Origin of the sequence: Tateyamaria omphalii, from assembly GCF_014651375.1 — a bacterium.
GTDB classification, from domain to species: Bacteria; Pseudomonadota; Alphaproteobacteria; order Rhodobacterales; family Rhodobacteraceae; genus Tateyamaria; species Tateyamaria omphalii.
Window position 1 is genome coordinate 214,627 of record NZ_BMWT01000004.1, and the last position, 19,669, is coordinate 234,295.

The 19,669-nt window shown below is 56.8% G+C and carries 18 protein-coding genes; 11 read left to right on the plus strand and 7 right to left on the minus strand.

From position 1 onward, the window contains the following. Positions 1-2 precede the first annotated feature (2 nt). Both IE087_RS15055 and IE087_RS15060 read left to right on the plus strand, forming a co-directional pair. On the plus strand, positions 3-989 hold the full coding sequence (locus tag IE087_RS15055) for a sugar phosphate isomerase/epimerase family protein (protein WP_189370191.1): 987 nt from the start codon (positions 3-5) through the stop codon (positions 987-989). Next, entirely contained in the window at positions 986-1,831 is an 846-nt protein-coding gene (locus IE087_RS15060; protein WP_189370192.1) for a PfkB family carbohydrate kinase, read from the plus strand. The genes IE087_RS15055 and IE087_RS15060 overlap by 4 nt, the downstream gene beginning before the upstream one ends. Here the strand turns inward: IE087_RS15060 and IE087_RS15065 are convergent. After that, positions 1,816-2,658: an amidohydrolase family protein gene (locus IE087_RS15065; protein WP_189370193.1), complete on the minus strand. Its 843-nt coding sequence runs from the start codon at positions 2,656-2,658 to the stop codon at positions 1,816-1,818. The two genes, IE087_RS15060 and IE087_RS15065, sit on opposite strands and share 16 nt — an antisense overlap. Next, on the minus strand, positions 2,655-3,683 hold the full coding sequence (locus IE087_RS15070) for an aldo/keto reductase (protein ID WP_229801400.1): 1,029 nt from the start codon (positions 3,681-3,683) through the stop codon (positions 2,655-2,657). The genes IE087_RS15065 and IE087_RS15070 overlap by 4 nt, the downstream gene beginning before the upstream one ends. Before the next feature lie 89 nt (positions 3,684-3,772). Between IE087_RS15070 and IE087_RS15075 the strand changes: the two genes are divergently transcribed. The 3 genes from IE087_RS15075 to IE087_RS15085 are packed head-to-tail and all read left to right on the plus strand — an operon-like array spanning position 3,773 to position 7,157. After that, positions 3,773-4,573, plus strand: a complete 801-nt coding sequence (locus tag IE087_RS15075) for a BtpA/SgcQ family protein (RefSeq protein WP_189370194.1) — start codon at positions 3,773-3,775, stop codon at positions 4,571-4,573. 20 nt (positions 4,574-4,593) lie between these two features. Continuing rightward, on the plus strand, positions 4,594-5,664 hold the full coding sequence (locus tag IE087_RS15080) for a M42 family metallopeptidase (protein ID WP_189370195.1): 1,071 nt from the start codon (positions 4,594-4,596) through the stop codon (positions 5,662-5,664). After that, a complete protein-coding gene (locus IE087_RS15085; RefSeq protein WP_189370196.1) occupies positions 5,664-7,157 on the plus strand; it encodes an FGGY-family carbohydrate kinase in 1,494 nt (497 codons plus the stop codon). Before IE087_RS15080 ends, IE087_RS15085 begins: the two co-directional genes overlap by 1 nt. Here IE087_RS15085 and IE087_RS15090 read toward each other — a convergent pair. Both IE087_RS15090 and IE087_RS15095 read right to left on the minus strand, forming a co-directional pair. Next, on the minus strand, positions 7,150-8,067 hold the full coding sequence (locus IE087_RS15090; RefSeq protein ID WP_189370197.1) for a carbohydrate ABC transporter permease: 918 nt from the start codon (positions 8,065-8,067) through the stop codon (positions 7,150-7,152). The two genes, IE087_RS15085 and IE087_RS15090, sit on opposite strands and share 8 nt — an antisense overlap. After that, on the minus strand, positions 8,064-9,167 hold the full coding sequence (locus tag IE087_RS15095; protein ID WP_189370198.1) for a carbohydrate ABC transporter permease: 1,104 nt from the start codon (positions 9,165-9,167) through the stop codon (positions 8,064-8,066). The genes IE087_RS15090 and IE087_RS15095 overlap by 4 nt, the downstream gene beginning before the upstream one ends. 113 nt (positions 9,168-9,280) lie before the next feature. On the opposite strand from IE087_RS15095, the gene IE087_RS15100 reads away from it, so the two are divergent. Continuing rightward, positions 9,281-10,351, plus strand: a complete 1,071-nt coding sequence (locus IE087_RS15100; protein WP_189370199.1) for a fatty acid desaturase family protein — start codon at positions 9,281-9,283, stop codon at positions 10,349-10,351. Positions 10,352-10,421: 70 nt separating this feature from the next. Here IE087_RS15100 and IE087_RS15105 read toward each other — a convergent pair whose 3' ends face one another. Further along, positions 10,422-12,047 (minus strand): extracellular solute-binding protein, encoded by a 1,626-nt coding sequence (locus IE087_RS15105; RefSeq protein ID WP_189370200.1) that lies wholly within the window; start codon positions 12,045-12,047, stop codon positions 10,422-10,424. A 215-nt stretch (positions 12,048-12,262) separates the two neighbouring features. Here IE087_RS15105 and IE087_RS15110 point away from each other — a divergent pair, with 215 nt between their 5' ends. Genes IE087_RS15110 through IE087_RS15120 form a run of 3 tightly spaced genes read left to right on the plus strand, consistent with a single transcriptional unit; the run spans position 12,263 to position 14,686 of the window. Continuing rightward, on the plus strand, positions 12,263-13,297 hold the full coding sequence (locus IE087_RS15110) for an ABC transporter ATP-binding protein (protein WP_189370201.1): 1,035 nt from the start codon (positions 12,263-12,265) through the stop codon (positions 13,295-13,297). 24 nt (positions 13,298-13,321) lie between these two features. After that, positions 13,322-13,768 carry an RbsD/FucU family protein gene (locus IE087_RS15115; protein WP_189370202.1) on the plus strand — a complete coding sequence of 149 codons (447 nt, stop codon included), beginning with the start codon at positions 13,322-13,324 and terminating at the stop codon, positions 13,766-13,768. A gap of 3 nt (positions 13,769-13,771) precedes the next feature. Beyond that, entirely contained in the window at positions 13,772-14,686 is a 915-nt protein-coding gene (locus IE087_RS15120; RefSeq protein ID WP_189370203.1) for a ribokinase, read from the plus strand. A 40-nt stretch (positions 14,687-14,726) separates the two neighbouring features. Here the strand turns inward: IE087_RS15120 and IE087_RS15125 are convergent, their stop codons facing one another. Next, entirely contained in the window at positions 14,727-15,038 is a 312-nt protein-coding gene (locus tag IE087_RS15125; protein ID WP_189370204.1) for an ETC complex I subunit, read from the minus strand. A gap of 98 nt (positions 15,039-15,136) precedes the next feature. Between IE087_RS15125 and IE087_RS15130 the strand changes: the two genes are divergently transcribed. Both IE087_RS15130 and uvrB read left to right on the plus strand, forming a co-directional pair. Next, complete coding sequence (locus IE087_RS15130) at positions 15,137-16,291, plus strand: adenylate/guanylate cyclase domain-containing protein (RefSeq protein WP_189370205.1); 1,155 nt, start codon at positions 15,137-15,139, stop codon at positions 16,289-16,291. A gap of 54 nt (positions 16,292-16,345) precedes the next feature. Beyond that, positions 16,346-18,550, plus strand: coding sequence for an excinuclease ABC subunit UvrB (gene uvrB / locus IE087_RS15135; protein WP_189370206.1), 2,205 nt, complete (start codon positions 16,346-16,348; stop codon positions 18,548-18,550). Between the two features lie 4 nt (positions 18,551-18,554). Here uvrB and IE087_RS15140 read toward each other — a convergent pair whose 3' ends face one another. Beyond that, entirely contained in the window at positions 18,555-19,526 is a 972-nt protein-coding gene (locus IE087_RS15140; protein ID WP_189370207.1) for an MrcB family domain-containing protein, read from the minus strand. Positions 19,527-19,669 lie beyond the last annotated feature (143 nt).

Sequence of the window (19,669 nt, forward strand, 5' to 3'; positions counted from 1 at the left end):
GCATGAGCAGTCACACCTCGACCCATTTCGCAGCACGCCTCAACGCATTCAAGATTGGAGCCAGCGCGTATTGGCCAGGAAAAAACAAGGTAACGACCGCCGATCTTCTGGCCCGCGCAGCGACGGCGGGTCTGACTGCGGCGGACTTGAATTTCCCGGATCACTTTGCAGATGATACGCCTGCAGATCTCGCAGCGGCTCTTGAAGATCATGGACTGATCCTCAACGGAATGGCGATGCGGTACTACACCGATCCCGGTTTCAAACTTGGCGCATTTACCCATCCGGATGCAAAAGTGCGTGGGTTGGCGATTGATGAGACGAAGCGCGGATTGGATACCCTTGCTGAAATGGGTGGTACGCTTATGACCCTTTGGATGGGTCAGGATGGGTTCGACTACTCATTCCAGATGGAGTACCGACAGGCTTGGGATCATACGATTGAGGCGATGGCCGAGATCGCGGATCACAACCCGGCGCTGGATATCGCCCTGGAATACAAACCCAACGAGCCGCGTGCCTTTGCCTTGATGCCGGATGCTGCGACCACCTTGCTGGCAATCAACGAAATTGGCCGCGCAAACACCGGTGTGACGCTTGATTTCGCGCATGTTCTTTACGCCGATGAAATGCCTGCATTTGCGGCGGCGTTGATCGCTCGACATTCACGATTGCTGGGTGTGCATCTTAATGATGGGTACGGAAAATGGGACAATGGGTTGATGGTGGGCGCTGTGCATCCCATTCAAACCGTTGAGCTTCTCGTCGAGCTAGAGCGTATTGGGTACGATGGGGCGATTTACTTCGATACTTTTCCCGATCACTCGGGCCTTGATCCCGTGGAAGAAGCGCGGACAAACATCGAGGTTGTGCAAAAGCTTCGACAGATTGCCTCAAAACTCGTAGGGCACACTGACTTGCAAACGGCTATTGCGCGTCAAGATGCCCCTCTGGCCATGCGCATCGTCCAGGCGGCGATGCTGGGGTGAGTATTCTCGTCGTCGGATCGTTGCATCTTGATGTGGTGTTGCGCGCACCGCACTTACCAGCGCTGGATGAGACGGTGGCTGGCACCTCGGTCGAGTATGTATTCGGCGGAAAGGGTGGCAATCAGGCGATCGCAGCAGCACGCATGGGGGGCGATGTGCGCTTTGCAGGACGTGCGGGCAGCGATCCGTTTGGCGATATGTTGCGTGAGACGCTGAAATATAACGATATCGATCTTGATCTGCTGCAGTTGGACGAAGGGCCAAGCGGAATGAGTTCCGCCACTGTCGATGCGAATGGAGAATATGGCGCCGTTATCGTGTCGGCTGCCAACCTTCATATCGACCCGGATCAAATAGAAGTGTCGCCGAACGTGTCTCTGGTGCTTTTGCAGAACGAAATTCCAACCGAGGTGAATGTACGGATTGCCGACATGGCTAAAAGGATCGGTGCGCAGGTTTGGTTGAATGCCGCACCGGCGCGCCACTGTCCTCAAGAGCTGTTGGCTCTGATCGACGTGCTGATCGTAAATCGCGCAGAAGCGCAGTGGTATACGGATGCACCCACGTCTGCCGCCTGGTTGAACACCCTTGGACCAGACGGTGTCATGTTTGATGGCGACGTATTCGAAGCGTTTAAGGTCAACACATGCTCGACCCATGGTGCAGGAGACATGTTTATCGGAGCACTGGCGGCACGAGTCGATAACGGAGCGTCTATCAAGGAGGCGATCCCGTTCGCCCAGGCCGCAGCCGCTTTGCATGTTTCGATGAGCAACTCGGAACGTTCCGCTTTAGGGCCCGCCAGGGTCAATGCGTTTATTGCGGCTCACGACAAACGATAAAACTTTGCAGCCGTACGCCCGAAGATTTGGGTTTGGTCATTTTGTGACAGATCGTTTGTCAATTCCTGTGCAGCTTGATGCCAGTTCGGGTACTCGGCCTGCAATCGACAAACCGGCCAGTCCGATCCCCACATGACACGTCCGGCGCTGAATTCAGAAATGACGTGGCGCGCGAAGGGGGCCAGGTCGGATACGGACCAACCGCCCGCTGCTTCGGTGACCAGGCCGGACAGCTTACAATACGCAGTCGTTTCGGTGGCCAAACGTGACATGCCATCTGCCCAGAAAGAGAAGGCGTCTTTGCCGGTTTGCTGGTCGCGGACCTGCGGCTTCATGCAATGATCAATGACCGTACGCATGTCCGGATAACGTTGCAGCAGCGTTAGGAAGTTGCCCAGGTGTTTCGGGAAACCCAGCGCGTCGAGTGTCAGGTCAAGGTCTATGATCGCCGCATAGGCCCATTGAACGTCTGGGCGTAGCATCCAGTCGACATCCGGTATGTCCTGTATCATTGGCCGCACGCCCAGAAATTTGGGGTGTTTTGCGAGGCGTGTCAGTTCGGTGATCTGGTGCCTGTCTTCGAAATCGACCCAACCAACGACGCCTTTGATGAACGGCGTCGCGTCGGCAAGGCCCAACATGTATTCCGTCTCGTGGATGGTTGCGGCTGCTTGTACGAGAACCGTACCGTCAATGTCATGGTCCTTTAGGGTTTGAGCAAGATCAGAAGGCCCATAGGCGCGGTTCAGCGTTTCGTTGTCTTTTGGCATCCAATCGTAGTCGCCGCGCCGCGGCTGCCAGAAGTGCTGATGCGCGTCGATTTTCATACTGGTGCCCGTTCGTCCAAAAGGCCCCGCGCCTTGAGGTCTGACCAGAACGCTGCCGGAATATCTGCCTGTGCTGCTTGCAGGTTGCTTTCCATCTCTCCGACGCCTTGGGCACCTGGAATGACTGAAACATGCGCAGGGTGGCGCAGCGGGAATTGGAAAGCTGCATCGATCAGGCTAATGCTGTGGTCTTTGCAAACCGCTTCGATGGCGTTCACGCGTTTTAAGATGTGGTCAGGTGCCGCGTCGTAGTTGTAATAGGCCCCAGGTTTTGCCCCGGTCGCAAGAATACCTGAATTGTATGGCCCGCCCGTCACGATCCCGATCCCGCGTGCCTCGCAAAGTGGCAAGAAGCTGTCGAGTGCGGATTGCTCAAGCAACGTGTAGCGTCCTGCCAGCAGAAACAGGTCAAAGTCGCCGCGCTCGGCAAGGGTCTGGCAGACTTGCCACTCGTTTATGCCGCCGCCGATGGCCTTGATCAGACCTTGATCACGCAAAGAGATCATCGCGTCATATCCACGCGCGCCAAAGAATTCGTCGATACGCGTATCAGACGCCTCTTTTGAGCCATGGGTGAACACGCACAGATCATGGACATAAAGAATGTCGATCCGGTCGACCCCGAGGCGCGAGAATGAGTGATCAAACGAACGCATCACACCATCGTAACTGTAATCGAACTGTTCCCGGCGTTGCGGCACCTCGAACCACTTACCTACACCTGCGCGGTGCTCTGGCGCGCAATGTTGGATGAGGCGTCCTACCTTGCTGGACAGCACATATTCGTCGCGCGGTTTGTCCCGTAGAAAAGGGTTTAACCGGGTCTCGGACAGGCCAAGGCCGTATAGCGGCGCGGTATCAAAATAGCGTACGCCGCCCGCCCACGCTGCATCCAGCGTTTCGCGAGCCGCCCCATCAGAGATGGCTTTGTAGAGATTGCCCAGCGGTGCCGCACCAAACCCAAGCTCCGTAAATGTCAGCCCGCCATTGCCAAGCCGCTCCCAATGTCGCGTCTTCAACCCCATCTGGTGCTCCCTTCATCATTGGGACAGCTTACCCCAGTTTTACTTTACGTAAACTGGTTCACAGACGTAGGATCGCCCGGGGAGGACCGATGACCGCAAACTTCAGAAAAGTATTCGGGGATACCAAACCTGTTATTGGAATGGTCCACATCGGCGCGTTGCCGGGCACACCGCTTTTTGATCCTGAGGTTGATTTGGTGTCTGCCGCGCGGGCGGACCTGTTGGCGCTGCAAGATGCCGGGTTTGATGCGGTGATGTTCGGCAATGAAAATGATCGTCCGTATGAATTCCAAGTCGATACAGCTTCAACCGCGACAATGGCTGCAATCATCGGCCAATTGAGATCAGAGATAACCGTTCCCTTTGGTGTAAATGTCCTGTGGGATCCAATGTCGACCGTTGCCTTAGGGGCGGCTACAGGCGCAGCATTTGTTCGCGAGATTTTCACTGGCACCTACGCGTCCGACATGGGCCCTTGGACACCCGACGCGGGCAACGCCATGCGCTACCGTAACCGCCTGGGGCGTTCGGATATGGCAATGCTCTACAACGTCTCTGCGGAATTTGCCCATTCCCTCGATCAACGCCCGCTGCCTGATCGCGCGCGCAGCGCGGTTTTTTCCTCAATCCCCGATGCTGTGCTGGTGTCTGGTCAGATCACCGGGGAAGCAGCCGCTTTGTCGGACCTCGAAGCGGTGAAAGCGGTATTGCCGGACATGGCGGTGATGGCGAACACGGGTGTCAAACATGACACGGTTGGCGATGTGCTCTCGATTGCAGATGGCTGCATTGTTGGTTCGTCGCTCAAGGTGGACGGCAATACTTGGAACGCGATCGATCCGGACCGTGCCAAGAACTTCATGAACCTTGTTCGAAAGGCACGTTCGTGAAGGACAGGATCACAAAAGACATGATGGAATTGATGCTGCTGCCCGGGCTTGCAGGTTACGAGGACCGGGTGCGTCGGTCGTTGGAACGGCGCCTTGACGACATTGGGATTGACAGCCGGTCTGATCGCCTTGGCAATCTGGTGGCCGACTTTCCGGGGGAGGGTCCAAGCGTTATGTTGTTCACGCATATGGATCAGCTTGGGTTCATTGTACGCCGGATCGAGGCTGATGGTTTGATCCGGCTGGAACGGCTTGGCGGTGTACCGGAACGCGCCCTGGCTGCACAAGAGGTGTTGATTTGCGTTGGAGAAGGTCGCGACGTACCGGCGATCATCGCGAACAAAAGCCATCACGCAACAACTCCGACCGAAAAATATCAGGTCGTACCCTATGCCGATCTCTATGTGGATGCGGGGTTTTCATCGGCGGATGAGGCGGACGGTGTCGGCGTGAGAATTGGCAGCCCGGTTGTATATGCGCCTTCGGCTGTTCATCTGGCAAATGGCCGGGTGTCTGGCACAAGTGTCGATGATCGGGCTGGCTGCGCTGTCTTGCTGGAGGTTGCGAGGCAGCTGCAACAGCGTAGGTCCGGCCCGCCGGTTCATCTGGCTTTCACCGTGCAAGAGGAATTCAATTTGCGTGGCGCCTTGCCTCTTGCGCAAAGCTTGGAACCGGATATCGGAATCCAAATTGATCTGGCGCTGGCCACCGATACACCCGATATGGATGCACGCGGGGACGTCGCTTTGGGTGGGGGTCCGGCAATGTCACTCTATTCTTTCCATGGGCGCGGTACATTGAACGGGATAATCCCGCACCCGGCTATGGTGCATCTCTTCGAAACGGTTGCGCAGACCATCGGCATTCCCCTCCAACGAAGTGCGCAAACGGGTATCCTGACGGATCTGTCCTATGTGCAGTATGTCGGGGACGGTGTGGCATCAATCGATATGTGTTATCCGATGCGCTATTCGCACTCGGCGCGCGAGCTGTGCGACGTCAATGATCTTGTGTCGTTGAGTGAATTGCTGACCGCAGCGCTGGCGCAGATCGGTCCTAATTTTTCTCTTAGTCGCGACGATTACACCTGATGCCTTACACACTGGGCATCGATATTGGCACCTATGAAACCAAAGGCGTTTTGGTGGATCAGGACGGCGTTGTCCACGCACAGGCCGCGCGTGGGCATGAGATGTTGGTCCCTCAGCCCGGTTGGGCAGAACACCGACCAGAAGAGGATTGGTGGGGTGATTTCGTGCATGTCTGCCGGGCCATATTGCGCGACAGTGATATTGACCCAAGCGAGATAAAGGCTGTTGCCTGCAGCGCCATTGGGCCGTGTATGCTGCCGGTTGATGCGAGTGGCGCGCCCTTGATGAACGGCGTCCTTTATGGCGTCGATGGTCGCGCCGAGACCGAGGTGCGCGAATTGACCGAGCGCATCGGCGAAGACGTGATCATTGCAAGATGCGGCAATGCGCTGACCTCTCAATCCGTCGGGCCAAAAATTCTTTGGTTGAAGCGACAGCGCCCCGATGTGTTTGCCAAAACCGCGCATATCCTCACATCAACCAGCTTCCTTGTGCAGCGATTGACCGGCGAAGTTGTGATTGACCACTACACGGCTGCGAATTTTTCACCAATCTACGATGTTGTGTCACGGAAATGGGTCCACGATCTGGCGGGTGACATCATCGACTTGGGCAAGTTACCGCGCTTGCTGTGGTCTCATGAGATCGCAGGCGGAGTGACTAAAAAAGCCGCCGACCAAACAGGACTGGCTGAAGGGACCCCGGTGACGGCCGGAACGATTGATGCTGTGGCCGAGGCGTTCTCGGTCGGGGTCGATCGGCCGGGCGATATGATGATGATGTATGGGTCGACGATCTTCATCATTTTGCGTGCGCAGGCTCAGGTGCGTGATCCGCGCATCTGGTATGCCCCGTGGCTTTTTGAGGGCGAGCATGCCTCGATGGCTGGCCTCGCCACATCCGGCACATTAACCCATTGGTTCCGAGACCAATTTGCCCGCGATCTGAGCGTCGATCAGGCGTTTCCGTTGCTGGCGGCAGAGGCGGAAGCATCGCCACCGGGTGCAAACGGGTTGTTGATGCTCCCTTACTTTTCAGGAGAGCGGACGCCGATACATGACACGAACGCCAAGGGCGCATTCTTTGGACTGAATCTTACCCACACGCGGGGGGACATGTATCGCGCTTTGATCGAAGGGATTGCTTACGGAACGCGCCATGTCACCGACACGTTTGCCGAGCTTGGTCAGTCGCCCGCACGGCTGCTGGCTGTTGGTGGCGGCACCAAGAATGCGCTTTGGTTGCAGGCGACATCGGACATTACGGGGCTGGAGCAGGTTGTGTGTGAGAAGACGTCGGGCGCAAGTTACGGTGATGCGTTCCTGGCGGCGTTGGCGGTGGGTCTTGTGTCGCGCGGTGATATCGCGCGTTGGAACCCGGCATCGCGTATCATCGCTCCGCAGAACGACCCGCGATATGACAAGAGCTATGCCTTGTTTCGCAAGCTGTATGAGCAGACCAAGGACCTTGCAGCAGAGATTGGCACTATTTGACCGCGCCAGCCGCCATACCTTTGATGATGTACTTCTCGAGGAAGATCGCCACGATGATCAGGGGAAGGATGGCCGCAGACGATAGTGCTGCCATTGACCACCAATTGATGCCCTGAGACCCAGTTTGAGAGGCGACCATAACGGGAAGGGTTGTCGCGTTAGTCGCTGTTAGCAGGGCCGCAAAGAAGTATTCGTTCCAGCACAGGACAAGTGACAGGATAAAGGCCGCGACCATGCCGGGCAGGGCGATCGGCAATACAATCTGCATGAATGCACCCCAAATCCCCAACCCATCTACAAGTGCTGCCTCCTCAAGTTCAACAGGGATGCCCTGAAACTGGTCCCGCATGATCCAGATGACGATTGGCAGCACCATAAGCGTGTAGAGAAGGATCAGGCCAATACGGCTGTCCAGAAGTGCCAGTGACTTGTAGAGGACAAGGAATGGCAAGGCTAAAACAACCGGCGGCAAGATCATCTGGCTTAGGAAAAAGAAAGAGATGTCAGAGTTGCGCATAAAGCCAAAACGGTAGTTGAACCGTGACAGTCCGTAAGCCGCCAGAGACCCGAGTATGACGGCGACCATGGATGACGAAATCGAGATTATAGCGCTGTTCCAGAACCGCTTAAGGAACTCGTCGCGCACCGTCGAAACCTCTCCAATCAGGCGCGGAGAAATGCCGATCGACTCCCATCCTTTCCAGCGTGGCGTGAAATCCCACCATGGGATCAGATTGCCCTTCATCACATCCGGTGCCATCTTGAACGATGTTGTGATGGTCCAGAAGATCGGAAACAGACAAACAACCGACCATATGATCAGGGCGCTATAGATCGCCACGCGGCTGGCCCACCATTTTGCCTTCACCTTGGTATCTGTCGGGCGGTCCTTGAAGATGGCTTGGCTCATGCCGGACGCTCCATCCAGCGGCTGACAAGTTTCAACAGCAGCGTGACAAAGATGATGATCAGCACAAGATAGACCATCGCAAGAAGCGTCCCGTATCCAACGTTTGAACGGTCACGGTATTCACGGAAAATGAAGCTGGTAACGCTGTCGGTCGCGCCGCCCGGTCCCCCGGATGTGACGTTGATGATGATGTCGGCGAGTTTCAGTTTGAAGATCACGCGGATCACGATCGCGGTCACCGAGACTGGCAGCATGAGCGGAAAGATCACCTCTTTGAAACTTTGCCAGCCGGATGCGCCATCAACTTTCGAGGCCTCAAGCACTTCCTTGGGCAGTGCCTGTAGCCCGGCTAGAAGCATGATCATCATGAAAGGAATGAAGGTCCACGCATCCATCGCCATGATCATGAAGCGGGCGATCTCGGGGCTCCCGAAGAAACTGGGCTCGCCACCGAGCTCGCGGATAACCCTTGAAATCGGGCCAAAGCGCACTTCCAGCATCGACTTTCCGATCATCCAGGAAACAGCCACCGGGCTGAGCATCAAGGGTAACAGGAAGACCACGCGGAAAAACTTTCGCGCTCTGATCTGTGCATTCAACAAGAGCGCCAAACCAAATGCGATGACATATTCCGCGCTCACGGCCAGAACGTAGTAGACCATGTTCTTGAGCGCGTTCCAGTAGAAGCCATCTTTCCACATCTCGCGCATGTTGTCCCAGCCATTGGGCTGCGGTCCGGCGGGAGACGCAAGGTTCCAGTCGGTGAACGAAATATACAGCGCAAAGAGCAGCGGAAAGACAACGAGACTGATGACGAACAGTGCGGCGGGCAGCACAAACAGGGTGCGTTTGCCTTTCTCGCCATTCACGATGACCTGTGCTGCACATAAGGCAAAAGCCCACAAGACATAGGCGTAAAGTACAGGTCGCCACGTGTCGAACCCGCTGCCGACGCGGCCTGTTTCGAATGCCATTTGCCAGAATGCCAGAACCGCCACCAAAAGGGCAGAACTCCAGACCATCACTTTCCCCAGACGCCGCCGTCCGTCGGAAATGGTATCAGCCGTGACTGTGTGAAGAAGATCGCCTTCGGTACTCATTACATCACGTTAGCGAGGCTGGTGCACACTGTTAAGCGCGAATTGCATGTTGCGGAAATCGGATCTCCTAGGTGGGATTTGACGCTGTTGCGTGCGCTCGATACCTTTTTCCCATGGCCAAGGATTATGCACTGACCGGCGGGACCGGCCGAGACGCGGTCCGACAAGGGTTGTCCAATCCTTCTTGGTTCCGCCCGGATGTCGACCGAGCAGCCATTCGCAAACTTATGCAGAAGTCAGACGGACCCGCATTGCGGGATACGATCATCTGGCTGGGTATCATGGCACTTTGTGCGATCATCGGCGTCATGCTGTGGCCCAGTTGGTGGTCGGCACCTTTCTGGTTGGTCTATGGCGTTTTCTACGGATCGGGCTCGGACTCCCGTTGGCACGAATGCGGACACAACACGGCTTTTAAGTCCGCATGGATGAATTCGGTTGTTTACCACATCGCCAGCTTCATGATCATGAGAAACCCGATAGTTTGGCGCGCGAGCCATACACGGCACCACACTGATACGATTGTTGTAGGGCGCGATCCAGAAATTGTGGCCATGCGGCCACCTGATCTGGGACGCCTTGCACTCAATTTTTTCGGCATCCTCGACAGCTATCAGTTGATGGCACGCATGTTGCTGCATGCCAGCGGGCGTCTCCACCCCGACGAGGCAAACTACGTCCGCGAGACAGATGTCGCGCGCGTCTATCTAGTCGCGCGCGTTTGGTTGGTGACTTACGCCGTGACACTTGGCGCTGCGGTCGGATTGGGTTCGATTTTGCCGCTGATGATTATCGGCCTCCCGCGCCTGTATGGTGCTTGGCATCACGTTATGACGGGGCTGCTGCAGCATCTTGGGTTGGCGGAAAATGTGTCCGATCATCGGCTGAACACGCGGACGGTGCTGATGAATCCAGTCAGCCGTTTCATCTATCTCAATATGAACTACCATATCGAACATCACATGTTCACCATGGTTCCATACTACCGGCTCCCCGACTTGCATGACTTGATCAAACACGACTTGCCGCCGCCGGAACCATCAATTTTCGCGGCCTATCGCAGGCTTGTTCCGGTCCTGTGTCGCCAACTTAAATACCAGGATGCAGTGATTGTACCTGAGCTTCCGGATGGCGCCAAACCCTACCGTGCGGAGGTTGAGAAACTGCGGCCAAACGCGGTTTGAGGCGAATGCCTGATCAACGAAGAAGGGCGCCGCGAGTGTAGCGGCGCCCCCGTCATAAGTTGAGTGTCGATCAGAGCCCCAGTGAAGCCTTGTAGACCGTGATTTGATTGTCGCGACCGATCTGATCCGTGATCTTCTCCCAGGCGGCTGCAATCGCATCCGCGGTCTCCTGAGCGGAGCCGTATTGACCTGCATAGCCTTTCGCCAGCTCATCTTCCGCAACCGAGTAGTATTGGAAAATGCCGGGGATACGAGGCTCGATGGCAGCATTCGGATGGTTGTAGCTATCCGCATTGGATCCAAGATAGTCTTCGACATAGGCGCGGTCGTAACCGGCTTCTTCCCACTCTTCGAACTGGAAGTGCGAATTGCGGTACGGCTGGAAGCCGGATGGATAGGCAGACGCCCAAAGCGACAGGTCTTTTCCACCCAGGTGGGCGGCGGCGGACCATGCCGCTTTCTTCTTCTTCTCGTCGCCTTCGACGGTCGCCATCACGTAAACCCCCCAGCCGATATATGCCATGTTGGGGGCTTCGTTGCGGGTGTCTTCCCAAGCGCCAGACTGTGCGTTGTAGACGCGGTCGGAGGCTGGGTTGACGCCAAAGCCGACAACATCGCCAACAACCGAAGTGTCTGAAGTGCGCGCAGACGAACCGACATCCCCCCACCACATCAGCATTGAGCCTGTGCCAGCCAGGAACTGCTGAAACGCCGTCGTTCCCGGATCAGCATTGATCTGGTCAGTTGGGTAAGCGCCTGCTTCGATCAGGTCCATGACATCCTGAATGGCCTGCACCCAAGCCGGATTGTTGACCATCGGTTTCATTGTCTCAGGTTCGAACAGCCAAGCCGGGCTGTTGGGGTGCTTGGCATAGGCCGACGCGCGATTTTCAAGGAAGTAAAAGCCAAAACCACCCCATCCTTTCAACGGATCAAGGTAACCATGCGCTGGTAGGCCGGTCAGAGGGTCTTCTTTCCCAACTAAATCCTTCGAGACCTGGTTGATCTCTTGCCATGTTGTCGGCACTTCAGCGCCGCCAATACCGTCTGCGCCAAAATAGTCCTTTCGATACGCAAACGTATGGCAGTCGCCGTCAATGGAGACGCGATAGGTCTTGCCATCCCAAGTGCCCACGGGTGCCTTGAGGTAGTCAACATAGTCGTCCATGTCGATCTGTTCTTTGACCCAGTCAGGCATCTCGGATGCGAGGCCCTTACCCAGCACGTCGCCTTCGAACGGCGCGCCCATTTCGATGATATCGAAGTCGACCGTTCCTGTTGCGATAGACTGTTGCAGGCGGGCGTTGTAGTCGGCCTGAGCAAGGTCGATCCAGTTGATCTTGGCCCCGGTATAGGCCTCCCAGGGTTTCAAGAACCCACGGAACAGGAAGTTGTGCAGGTTCTGATTGTTCAGCCCCATGAAGGTAAGCTCAACACCCGCAAACTCGCCTTCGGAGACGTTTTCCTTGGTGGCACCAAGGCACATCTCACCAACTTTTTGCCAATCGCTGTCTGTCGGAGATCCGGCACCAACACCGGGAATTTTCAGGATCTCAGCGCGTATGTTGCCATGCCCATCGGCCAGACTGGTTTTCGGCATCATCGCTGCCGCACCCAACGCTGCGGAACCTTTCAACACCTGGCGGCGGTTCATTTTCTGGGCAGCTCTTATGTAATTGTAGAGTTCAACTTTCACGTGCGTCCTCCCAAGGCGGCAATTCATTTATTCAAAGCGAGCAAATGGCAGACGCGGAAATTTTCTCGTTATTTGAGTATGCTGCGTCCAAAACTCCCCCACTGCAAATCGAGTATGATCCTTATTGACGTTAAGTCAACAAAACCGATTCATGGCGTGGACAGGCCAGTTGCCATTGTCTAGCATCGACGATTGTGGGTGAGGGAAGTCGCTATATGGCTGACGTTAAAATTACGGACATTCGGAAGTCTTACGGCGCGGTTGAGGTGATCCATGGGCTGAACATTGACATCGGCGATGGCGAGTTTGTGGCACTGGTCGGGCCGTCGGGATGCGGCAAGTCCACGTTGCTGCGTATGATCGCAGGGTTAGAGCCGATCAATGGTGGGACCATTGCCATCGGTGACCGTGTGGTGAACAACCTGCCGCCGTCCCAACGCGACATTGCGATGGTTTTTCAGACCTACGCGCTCTACCCACACAAATCGGTGGCCGAGAATATGGGCTTCGCGTTGAAAGTTGCGAAGGCGGACAAGGCAGACATCGAACGGCGTGTTCGGGAAGCTGCCGAGATTTTGAGTCTCACGGAGTATCTTGATCGCAAGCCTCGACACTTGTCTGGCGGGCAACGGCAACGCGTGGCCATGGGGCGGGCGATCGTGCGCGACCCGCAAGTGTTTCTGTTCGATGAACCGCTTTCCAACCTCGATGCAAAACTCCGCATTCAGATGCGTACGGAAATCAAGGAGCTGCACCAGCGTTTGAAAACCACAACCGTCTTTGTCACCCATGATCAAATCGAAGCGATGACCCTCGCGGATCGGATTGTGGTGATGCAGGCGGGGCGCATCGAACAGGTTGGGACGCCGCTTGACCTCTACGACAATCCGGCAAACGAATTCGTGGCAACGTTCATTGGCGCGCCATCTATGAACTTGCTTGCCGGAGATCTGGCTGACGGAAAGATAAGGCTTGGCGGTCAAACCTTTGCTGGCCCGCCTGGTGCCGGACGGGTCAAAATGGGGATACGGCCCGAGCATCTTTTGCTGTCGGATGATGGCCTGCCAATGGAAGTGAAGGTCGTGGAGCCGACAGGCTCTGAAACGATGGTTTTTCTGACGTTTGAAAACCAGGATGTGACAGCGGTGTTTCGCGAGCGGCACACCTTCCAATCAGGCGAGACTGTGCATTTGAAGCCTGACCCCGATCATATTCATGTTTTCGACGCTGTGACGGGCGCGCGACTTTGATCCGCAATCAAATGGGACTCTGTTATGCTTAAAGGCCTTGATCCAATCCTGAACGCCGACGTTTTATATGCGCTGCGCGCCATGGGGCACGGCGATGATCTGATCATCGCGGACACAAACTTTCCTTCTGATAGTGTGGCGCGCGAAACGACCTTGGGCCGTCTGCTTCGGATCGACCGGCCTGCGGCCGAAGTGGCGAAAGCGGTCCTGTCGGTTTACCCGATCGACACATTCGTTGATGATGCCGCCGCGAGGATGGAAGTTGTGGGCGAACCGGATACGATCCTGCCGGTCATGGAAGAGATGCAGGCCCAAGTCGATGCGGTCGATGGCCCCAAGATGATCGGTGTTGAACGCTATGCGTTTTATGATCGGGCCAAGACAGCCTATGCCGTGATCCAAACAGGAGAACGCAGGTTTTATGGCTGCTTCGCCTTTCGCAAGGGGGTCGTGCCTCCTGAAGAGGTGTAGCACATGGGAAAAGTTGTTGTCCTTGGCGTGTTTGTTGCCGACACCGCATACCGCGCCGATCGTATGCCTCGCATGGGCGAGACGGTCATGGGCAACAGTTTTGCTCTAGGACCCGGTGGCAAGGGGTCCAATCAGGCGGTCGCCTCTGCTCGCATGGGGGCAGAAACGCACATGATCTCAATGCTCGGGCAAGATGATTTTGCGAAACTCGCCTTGGATGTCTGGGATTGGGCTGGTGTGATCCCACATGTTCGGCAAGTCAGCGACACCTATACCGGCGCTGCGTACATATTTGTCGAAGAAAGCACAGGCGATAACGCGATCATTATTGCGCCGGGTGCTGCGGCCCTGATCAGTGCTGCCGACCTCGACGCACAAGCTGATCTGATCTCTGACGCCAATGTTTTTGTCACGCAACTGGAACAGCCTATGGATGCAGCATTGCGTGGATTGCAGATCGCAAGGGATGCCGGCGTGATCACAGTTCTGAACCCGGCACCGGCGGCGCCCCTGCCGGACGGGATGCTGGCGCTTTGTGATTATGTCACGCCAAATGAGACGGAGTGCATGGCTCTGACTGGAATTGAGGTGAGTGACGCTGCGGATGCAGAGAAAGCCTGCTGCGCACTCAAAGACCTAGGCGTCGGAACGCCAATCATAACAATGGGAAGTCAAGGTGCGTACCTTCATGGTCACGGCCTTGTTCCTGCGTTTGACACTGGTTCGGTTGTTGAAACGACTGGCGCAGGCGATGCATTCAATGGCGGCTTTTGTGCGGCTCTTGCGGAAGGAAAGACACCACTGCAAGCGACCATTTACGGGTGCGCGACCGCCGGTGCATCTGTCACAAAGGCTGGCACGGCGCCCTCTATGCCGGACCGCGCAACTGTTGACGCCGTAGTGAAGCCACTTTTGTAAATCAGCGTTTGCCGTCTTAAGTGCTTGACGCACTCAAAACCTAGTGCGTCCAGGCCCCGCGCCTATTTGTAGCGAAGTTTTCACCGTAACCGCCGGGGCGAATATTGGCCTTGCGCTTGTTGGGTTCTTGTACCTGTGCGTCGATGCCATGTTCCTTGGCATAGTCCAGAGCGGCCTCTTTGGTCTCAAAGGACATATGTACCTGAGCCTGGGTATCCGAAGACGACGTCCATCCCATCAGCGGATCAACAGACCGGGCCGACGCTGGTGCAAATTCCAGCACCCAGTGCTTGGTCTTGGCTGTACCGGACGACATCGCCGTCTTGGCTGGCTGGTAGATGCGTGCGCGCATTGTGTGGCTCCTGATCTTGCTGAAAAACATATCGGGAATTCCGCCCGCCACTGCAAGATGCGATTTGTCTCAGATGCGAACAGGATCATATACAAAATATGCATGATGCCGCGCACTTTATTGATTGGATCCTGACCAAGGGGCGCCTCCAAGGGTTGCAGGCGCTGACGGACGAGCTGGGACCGCGATTGCGCGCGGCGGGTATCCCCCTGATGCGGCTGCGCATCGGCATGCGCACGACCCATCCTCTTGTCGCAGCGGTCAGCTATATCTGGGACCCCGGCGGCAACGACGCTGAAGACAAGGCTCAGTTGCGTGCGCCACACGGCATCGAAACACGCGCCACGTACATTGGCAGCCCGATGGAGATCATTTCCACCAATCAGGCCCCCTTTCGTCGGCGTCTCGATGACACGCTCGGCCCGGACGACCACCTTATCTTGCATGAACTCAAGGCCCGCGGAGCGACAGATTGGTACGGTCGCCCGATGCTCTTTGCCACCGGCACTTTCGGGATCATCATCTTTGCGGCGGATGGCCCCGGTTTCAGCGACGAAGACATCGCCCTGCTCGACACCATATCCGAGGTGCTGGCCCCGGTGGTCGAAGCGCAACGCCATGACCACATGGCGAACGCCATTGCCACAAGCTATCTTGGTCCCCGCACCGGCCAGCACGTGCTCGACGGCCAGATCACCCGCGGCGACATCGAACAGATCGAAGCGGCCATCCTGTTCTCCGACATCCGTGGCTGGACAGCATTGAATGCCACGCAGCCTGCTGAACAAGCGCTGGACGTCGCAAACCGGTATTTCGAGGTGATGTCGGATGCCATCGACAACAATGGCGGCGAGATCCTGAAATTCATGGGCGACGGCGTGCTGGCGCTCTTCCCATCCGACGGCAGCTCTACCGGTCAGGTCGAGGCGTGCCGTCAGGCGCTGAGTGCCGCCCACGCCGCCATGGGCATCGCTGCCCTGGCCGAGCTGCCGGTTCCCTTCGGCACCGGCATCCACTTCGGCAAGCTGCTCTATGGCAATGTCGGTGCTCGCGAACGGCTGGATTTCACCGTGCTGGGCCAGTCCGTCAACATCGCCGCGCGGGTCGAGGCGTTCTGCGGCAGGTTGGACGAACCCGTTCTGTTGTCGGACAGCGTCGCGCAACTGGCGGGTATGCCCACTCGCCACGTGGGCACCGAAACCCTCAAAGGAATGGACACACCCATGCGGCTGTATGCTCCTGCCAATTCCTGACAGCAAAGCGCCGAGCCCACTTGCGCCCGGACCCCTTTGCGCCAGATTACGTGCATGGCCTACGCACATACCGATTCCTCCGAACCCGTCACCTACCTCGCCAACCCGGCCGAGGATGTCCGCACCCGGCTCAAGCTGGAGGGCGGCAAGCAGCTGGTGATGAACACCGAGTTCAAACCCGCAGGCGACCAGCCCACGGCGATTGCCGAACTGTCGCAGGGGGTTCTGGATGGCGACCGCGATCAGGTCCTGCTGGGCGCGACGGGCACGGGCAAGACCTACACCATGGCCAAGGTGATCGAGGAAACGCAGCGTCCGGCGATCATCCTCGCCCCGAACAAAACGCTCGCGGCCCAGCTCTATGGCGAGTTCAAAGGGTTCTTCCCTGACAACGCCGTCGAATACTTTGTGTCGTACTACGACTACTACCAGCCCGAGGCCTACGTGGCCCGCTCGGACACCTACATCGAGAAAGAATCCCAGATCAACGAACAGATCGATCGCATGCGCCACTCCGCGACCCGTGCGCTCTTGGAGCGGGATGACGTGATCATCGTGGCCTCTGTGTCATGCATCTACGGCATCGGTTCTGTCGAAACCTACGGGGCGATGACCCAAGACCTGAAAACCGGCAAGATGTACGATCAGCGGCAGGTCATCGCTGACCTGGTCGCCCAGCAATACCGCCGCAACGATCAGGCCTTCCAGCGGGGCTCATTCCGAGTCCGTGGCGACAGCCTCGAAATCTTCCCCGCCCACCTTGAGGATCGGGCATGGAAGTTGTCTTTCTTCGGCGAAGAACTGGAATCCATCACCGAATTCGACCCCCTGACCGGCGAAAAGGCGGCATCGCTCGAACATATCCGCGTCTACGCCAACTCCCACTACGTCACGCCCAAACCGACGATGAACCAGGCCATCATCGGCATCAAAAAGGAACTCAAGATCCGGCTCGACCAACTGGTGGGCGAGGGCAAACTGCTCGAAGCGCAGCGGCTCGAACAGCGCACCAACTTCGATCTGGAAATGCTCGAAGCCACCGGCGTCTGCAACGGGATCGAGAACTACTCTCGCTACCTCACCGGCCGCGCCCCGGGCGAACCGCCCCCCACGCTCTTCGAATTCATCCCCGACAACGCCATCGTCTTCGCGGATGAATCCCACGTCTCCGTCCCCCAGATCGGCGGCATGTACAAAGGCGACTACCGCCGCAAGTTCACACTGGCCGAACACGGCTTCCGCCTGCCATCGTGCATGGACAACCGCCCGCTCAAGTTCGAGGAATGGGACGCCATGCGCCCCCAATCCGTCTTCGTCTCCGCCACCCCCGCCGCGTGGGAGATCGAACAGACGGGCGGGGTCTTCACCGAACAGGTGATCCGCCCCACGGGCCTCTTGGACCCCGAGGTCGAAATCCGCCCGGTCGAGATGCAGGTCGACGACCTACTCGACGAGGTCCGCAAGGTCGCTGCCGATGGCTACCGCACGCTGGTCACCACCCTGACCAAGCGCATGGCCGAGGACCTGACGGAATACATGCACGAACAGGGCATTCGCGTCCGCTACATGCACTCCGACATCGACACGCTCGAACGCATCGAAATCCTGCGCGACCTGCGGCTGGGGGCCTTCGATGTGCTGATCGGGATCAACCTGCTGCGCGAGGGGCTCGACATCCCCGAATGCGGTCTGGTTGCGATCCTCGATGCGGACAAGGAAGGGTTCCTGCGCTCCGAAACTTCGCTTGTACAAACCATCGGCCGCGCCGCGCGGAACGCCGATGGCCGCGTGATCATGTACGCCGACAAGGTGACGGGGTCGATGGAGCGCGCGCTCGCCGAAACCAACCGCCGCCGCGCCAAGCAGATCGCTTACAACGAAGAACACGGTATCACGCCCGAGACGGTGAAAAAGAACGTCGAGGACGTTCTGGCGGGCCTCTACCAAGGCGACACGGACCAATCCCGCGTCACCGCCAAGATCGACAACCAGATGGCGGGCGGCAACCTGCAAGCCGTGCTCGACGGCCTGCGCGCCGACATGCGCAAGGCTGCCGAGAACCTGGAGTTCGAAGAAGCGGCCCGCCTGCGGGACGAGGTCAAACGGCTGGAAACGGTGGACTTGGCGATTGCCGACGACCCCATGGCGCGGCAATACGCGGTCGAAAAGGCCGTGGACGATGCGCAGAAGGCGTCCGGGCGGTCAACGGCCGGGCGTGCTGGTCAAAGGGGTGGGAATGTGAAGCGGCGGAAGCGGTAGCTCTCTACCAGCCCATTTCCCTCATGTGCTTGAATCTGATTTTCTTCCTAAGTGCTTCTAAGTCTGAAGGGTCGTTCTGCTTGTGAATCATTCGATGGCATGTTGGGCACAAGACCAAAAAGTCGTCAGGAATTCTGTATCTTTTGGACTCACCTTCCGCCAGTTGGAACAGCGGCGTTGCGTGATGAACGTCCAAGGGTGTTTCGAGAGGTTTTCCGTCAAATCGATAATCTTCTATGGGGTCTAGCCCGCATCCCTCGCATACTGCCTTCTTAGCAGCTAAAACCGCGCGTCGAACGCTCCTTGAACGCTCAATTCTCTGCGATAAAACTAACCTACGTGTTTCCTCTACAGTCACTCCGGGAAATTCCGAGATCATTACGTCGATTGGCGTAACACCCCCCCGATCCACCAGTGCCTCATAGGCCTCCAACATTTTTCGCAAATCTTCTATACAAGAGCTCTCCGATAATTCCTGGCGAGGATACGTAACCCCAAATGAATGCCCAGCTTCATATCCGGCCGGAAGGTCAGCCGACGAACCTAAATCTATCGGATCATTCGAAAATTTTTTGGAAAAATCAGACACCCTATCGGAAATATCAAGTGCCCGCCTGCGTAGTACTTCAAGGCCTCTTGCTTTGCCAAACTCCTCGTAAACTTTTGTAGCTCCTTGATTCATTGATAGAGTAATCGAATTTTCCTGCGCATTGATCAAGTAGACAACATAAAAGCCGTGGGTAGCACCGTCAGTCACAAGTGGATCAAAGAAAGCCAACCAGGGAACAGCCGCCCAATTACCAGCTCCGACGCTGGCTTTGACCGTTAAGTCAAACGGCCAGAAGGATAGGTGTTTCTTAGCCTCAATTGCTAAGTCATGGCGGACAAAGTTTCCAAATTTGCTATCCTTGAACGGTTTAGCTCGGGCATGGGCAAAGTCATTTGCCAAAACAAGCAGTTTTTCTGAAAGTGACAAATACTATTCCTTTGTCGGCGCAGAACTACTTCAGTCTACAGTTTTATCCCTGCGCTTTGAAGACGTGCTGTTGCTCTCGGTCAGCTGCGTCGCCGAGCCGCGCCCAACCTCACTATGTGGGCGCTGAACTCACCACCGAATCC